Annotated in this window: 6 protein-coding genes; all 6 read right to left on the bottom strand. The window is 66.7% G+C overall.

The window, feature by feature from the left end; genetic code table 11:
• A partial coding sequence (locus tag H5T60_11605; GenBank protein MBC7243078.1) for a glycosyltransferase family 2 protein occupies positions 1–737 on the bottom strand: 737 nt, incomplete at its 3' end.
• 6 nt (positions 738–743) lie between these two features.
• Positions 744–1,391: a hypothetical protein gene (locus H5T60_11610; protein ID MBC7243079.1), complete on the bottom strand. Its 648-nt coding sequence runs from the start codon at positions 1,389–1,391 to the stop codon at positions 744–746.
• A gap of 9 nt (positions 1,392–1,400) precedes the next feature.
• Entirely contained in the window at positions 1,401–2,327 is a 927-nt protein-coding gene (locus H5T60_11615; GenBank protein ID MBC7243080.1) for a glycosyltransferase family 39 protein, read from the bottom strand.
• A 44-nt stretch (positions 2,328–2,371) separates the two neighbouring features.
• Entirely contained in the window at positions 2,372–2,968 is a 597-nt protein-coding gene (locus tag H5T60_11620) for a methyltransferase (GenBank protein ID MBC7243081.1), read from the bottom strand.
• Positions 2,969–3,006: 38 nt separating this feature from the next.
• Positions 3,007–4,653 carry a glycosyltransferase family 39 protein gene (locus tag H5T60_11625; protein ID MBC7243082.1) on the bottom strand — a complete coding sequence of 549 codons (1,647 nt, stop codon included), beginning with the start codon at positions 4,651–4,653 and terminating at the stop codon, positions 3,007–3,009.
• The coding region (locus H5T60_11630) for a DUF2304 domain-containing protein (GenBank protein ID MBC7243083.1) at positions 4,637–4,789 on the bottom strand (153 nt) is incomplete at its 5' end. The genes H5T60_11630 and H5T60_11625, both read right to left, overlap by 17 nt.

Below are 4,789 nucleotides of genomic sequence, written 5' to 3' on the forward strand. Positions count from 1 at the left end.
CGCAGGATGCCCCAGCGGTTGAGCAGGTACTTGGCCACCACCCACAGGGTCTCCAGCCCGTAGATCACGCTGGTCTTGAAATTGACCGAGGAGGCCTCTTCGAAATAGCGGGTGGGCACCGGGATCTCGGCGATAGTCATGCCGGCGAAGATAGCCTCGGCCAACACCTCCGTGTCGAAGACAAAACTGTCCTTGTTCAGCAGGAAGGGCAGGGTCTCCAGCAGTTTGCGGTTGTACGCCCGGAAACCAGTATGGTACTCCGAGAGCCGTTTGCCGAAGGCCAGGTTCTCGATAAAGGTGAGGGCCTTGTTGGCGATATATTTCCAGATGGGCATACCGCCGGCCAGCGCCCCGCCGCCCAGCATGCGCGAGCCGAGCACCAGGTCCGCCTGGCCGGCGACGATGGGCGCGATCATCTGCGGTATCAGGCGCGAGTCATACTGGTAATCGGGGTGCAGCATCACCACGATGTCCGCCCCACTGCGCAGGGCCTCGATGTAACAGGTCTTCTGGTTGCCCCCGTAGCCCTTGTTCTGGAGGTGAATGACCACATCCAGCCCCAACTGGCGGGCGATCTCCACCGTCTCATCTTGGCTCACGTCGTCCACCAGGATGATCTGGTCCACCACCTCATGGGGGATGTCGTTATAGGTCTTTTCCAGCGTTTTGGCGGCGTTGTACGCCGGCATCACCACCACCACTTTGAGCTTCTCGCCGTTCGGCCCCACCACCGGCATTGTCCATCACCCTCCTGTCGCTACCGAATCGGTTCGCTGATACAACGTCACGTCGTCCATCGTCCACAGGGGAGCGGCATGGGCCCGGATGTACGCCAGGGTGGCCGGCGCCCACTGCCGCCCCGCCCGCCGGTCAATCACCACGAAGCGCGCTTCAGCGAAGGCACTCAGCACATCCTCCTGCGCCGGCCGCAGGTGAAAGATGGAAGTGGTCAGGTCCCCGTTGCCGTGCGGGTCTTTCGCCAGCCGGCGCCGCAGTTCCAGGATATCCCTCCATCCCATATCCGCCAGGCCCATGTTCTGATACAGCATGCCGCCGTAGCTGTCCGCCAGATAGGGCGCGCCGGCGGCCCTGGCCAGGGGCCGCGACGCCAGCATGCCGTACAGTGGGTCGGTCGCCAACACCGCATCGTCGGGCGCGGCATGGTCCTCCAAAAAGCGCGCCGCCTCGGCGAAGGCCGGCTTATGGAACCTCAGCCAGATACGGGTGGCATCGAACTGTACGGCAAAATGGCCGAAAAAGATGCCCCAACCCGTGAACAGCGCCAGGGCCAGCGGTCCGACGGCCGCCAGCAGGCGCGTCTCGCGCTCCCGCAGTCTTTCCCCCACGCCGGCCAGCGTTCCGCCGGCCAGCAGTGCCAGCGGGATGGCCAACTGCGGGTACTAGGTGCCCCAATACGAGCGGCTGGCGATGATGAGGGCCATCACCCCGCCGGCCCACAGGACAACCACCAGCCAGCCGGCAAGCTCCCGCCGGCGCCAGCTCGCCCACAGCGCGAGGGGCAGTCCCAGCCCCCACAGCCGCAGGGTCAGCCAGGAATAGGGATAGCCCCAGATCTCGTGCAGGCGCGCGGACACCGCGATCACCCCGTCCGGCGGCCGCACCATTTGAAAGACATACACCTGCTTCAGGAACTGCTCCGGGCAGAGCACCAGGAAGGGGCCGGCCAGGAGCAGGCCGGCGGCAGTGCCCGCTCCCACCAGCGGCGGCAGGTCTGCCCAGCGCCGGCGGATAACGCTCATGACGACCAGCAAAATGGGCACGATGGCGCCCGGGCTCTTGATCATCACGGCCGCGGCACTGGCGGCGCCGGCCAGTACCGGCCAGCGCCGGCCGGCCTTCTCGCGGAGGGCCGCTTCCAGATAGGCCCATACCGCCAGCGCCGAGAAGAGGTTCATCGGCGTCTCCAGCATGGCGCGGCGGTCCTGCCCGATGACGATGCCGTCCATGGCCAGCACCGCCGCCGCCAGCAGGCCGGCGGGCCGGCCCCCCAGCCGCCGGCCGATGGCGTAGACCACCAGGATCGTCAGCAGTCCATAGGCCACTGTGGCATAGCGCAGGGCCATAAATCCCTCCAGACTGCCCCACGGCCGGTACAGCAGTCCCAGCACCGCCGCCATCAGGTATAATCCGCCGGGCGGCAGGGTGGCGAAGAAATCGCGGTAGGGCAGTTGGCCCTGCAGGAACAATTGGGCGCTGAAGGCATAGGCACCCTCGTCGGTGTCAGGCGCGTACAGCACGCCCACAGCCGGCGGCGTCAGCTCCCACAGCCGCACATACCCGGCCGCCGCTAGGATGATCGCCAGCAATATAATGCTGATCCAATGTTGCCCGCGTCCCGCCGGCCGCCCCCTCATACGTTCCGCTCCCCGGATGGCCGGAAAACCGCGATCTGTTCGGCCGGCAGGCTGGGGATATCCACGCGCCGGCAGATCCGCCAGGACGAAAGCCCCTTCTCCAGGGCATCCAGCTCGGCGCGCGTGGCCTCCAGCACCACACAGCCGCCCGGCCGCAGATGTCCTTGCGCTTGCTCCATGAAGCCTATCAGAAAGCCCATCCTGGAACCCTGAAGCCAGCGGTCGAAGACCCGCATCAACAGGTCGGCGATGCGGCGGTGCCGGCGCAGGAAACTGGTGAACCAGCGGGTCAGCTCCGTCTCGCGCGGGTTCATGGGCGGATTGAAGGCGATGACGTCAAAGTCTCCCCGCACCGCCTGGAACAGATCGGAGCGGTACAGGCGCACCGGCACCTGGTTGCGCTGGATATTGGCGCCGGCTACTTGTAAAGCCCGCTCGCTGACATCAGTGGCCTCCACCTCCAACCCGCGCTTCGCCAGATAGATGGCCACATAGCCGGTCCCCGTGCCGACATCCAGCGCCCGGCCGCCGGCCGGCGCCTCCTCCGCACACACCCGTGCCAGGATGCGCGTGTCCTCCTCCGCGCTGCACACCCCTATGGCGTTATGAATGACAATATCCTCCATATGGCTCACTTTTCCAGACGAAAGATGACGATGCGGGCATCCGCATCCTTGAGTTCTGCCAGCCGGCGCAGTCCCGGCATCTCCTGCACCTCTAACAGCGGCGCCAACTGCGGGCGCAGTTGCCGCGTCTCCCGCTCATCCAGCACGAAGTAATCGGCCCCATGGGCATAGGCATAGGCCAGGACATCCGGGATGGGGGCATTAGGGGTGGGGACCCATTCCGCGCCGGCGTGGAAGGCGACCGCCGGATAGCGCGACATGACCGTATCCCCGGGTTGGATATGTTCGGCCAGCCACAGGCCGGCGGCGCGGTGCGCCGGCCGGAAGGACCCCAGGCTGGTGGTGGCCGCCACGCGCGGGGTGATCCAGAGCGATACCACCGCCAGCAGGAGTGTGAGCACAACGGACAGCGCCGTGTGCCACACCCTCTGCGCCGGCCCGCGAGGCCACCAGCCGGCCAGCGTCTCCCCCGCCCAGGCGCTCCAGCGCTCCACACCGTGCGCCGTCCAGAGGATGAGCAGGGGCAGGACGGATCCGATATAACGTTCCTGCACGAAGAAGAAGATGAAGCCCAGCGCCGGCGCCCAGGAAGCCGCCAGCAACAGCTCCCCTTTCGCCCGGCGCTTGTCCCACGTGGCTCCGAACAGCCCCAGGGTCAGCAGGGGCACCAGCCAGATGGGGAACATGCGCCAGGAGAACAGGGTGGCCAGGAAATCGCGAGCGTTGTGATACACCAGACGGGCAAATGCCATGGGGTCGGAACGGATATGCTCCAGCATGCTAAAGGAGACCATCGTCGGCGAGAAGAAATAGACCTCGCCGCTGGCCGGGTCCAGCCCCCAGGTGGCCTGGTCAAAGCCGGCCACATCCCCATAGGCCAGGCTGATGCAGGTGATGTAGGTCATGCCGGCCTGCCCGCTGATCATCCAGCGGCCGGTCTGCAGGCGCAGGTACAGCCAGTACGGGAAGGCCAGCGCCAGGAAGATGCCGAACATGGCCAGCAGGCGCGGCCAGACATCGCGCGTCCACAGCCGGCGCTCGCACAGCCGGATCAGCACCAGCATCCCCCCGACCGCGGCGATATAGGCGATGCCCTCGCCCCGCGTCAGATAGGCCATGGCAAAGAGGGCGCCGGCGGCCAGGTGCGCGCCCCATCCCCCATCCCGCAGGGCGCGCAGCGCGGCGTACAGGCCGGCGTACGCCGCCAGGAAATAGAGCGGCTCCGTCATGGTGCCCCAGTACAGTTCCGCCGCCGTCAGCGCCGGATATACCGCCAGCAGGAGCGCCGCGATGATGGCCGTCCGCCGGCCGTACATCTCCCGCGCCAGCGCGTAGATGGGCAGGACCAGCGCGGCGCCGAACAGGATGTAACAGAGCCGGCTGGCCAGCTCCAGATTGCGCAGGACGAGGTACAGGCCGGCGATGACCAACGGATACAGCGGCGTCAGATAGACGTCGGGCCGGCCGCCGAAAAAGGTGTAGCCGCGGCCGGTGGCCAGGTGGTAGCCGTCCCACAGGTAGAACGGCTCGTCGCCCCAGACCACGCGCGCTGGGCTGGCCAGGGCGGCGCGCAGGACCAGCGCCGCGACGGCAATGACCGCCGGCACCAGCCATTCGCCGGCGAGTTTTCGCCAGTCACCCTTGCTCCACATGCTTCACCTCATCGGATGTGCCCTGTCGGATGGTCTCCAGCTCATGGCGCAGGAGGGCGATCTCCTGGGCCAGCACCTTGATCTGGTCGCTGAAGCGCGAGATGCGCAGGGAAAACTGGAACAGGATGCCCAACAA

The sequence above is a fragment of the Anaerolineae bacterium genome (assembly GCA_014360855.1).
GTDB lineage: Bacteria > Chloroflexota > Anaerolineae > JACIWP01 > JACIWP01 > JACIWP01.

Bases quoted from the DNA above. Each gene is read 5' to 3' on its own strand.
- H5T60_11625 (MBC7243082.1), bottom strand. From the start codon at position 4,653: ATGTGGAGCAAGGGTGACTGGCGAAAACTCGCCGGCGAATGGCTGGTG.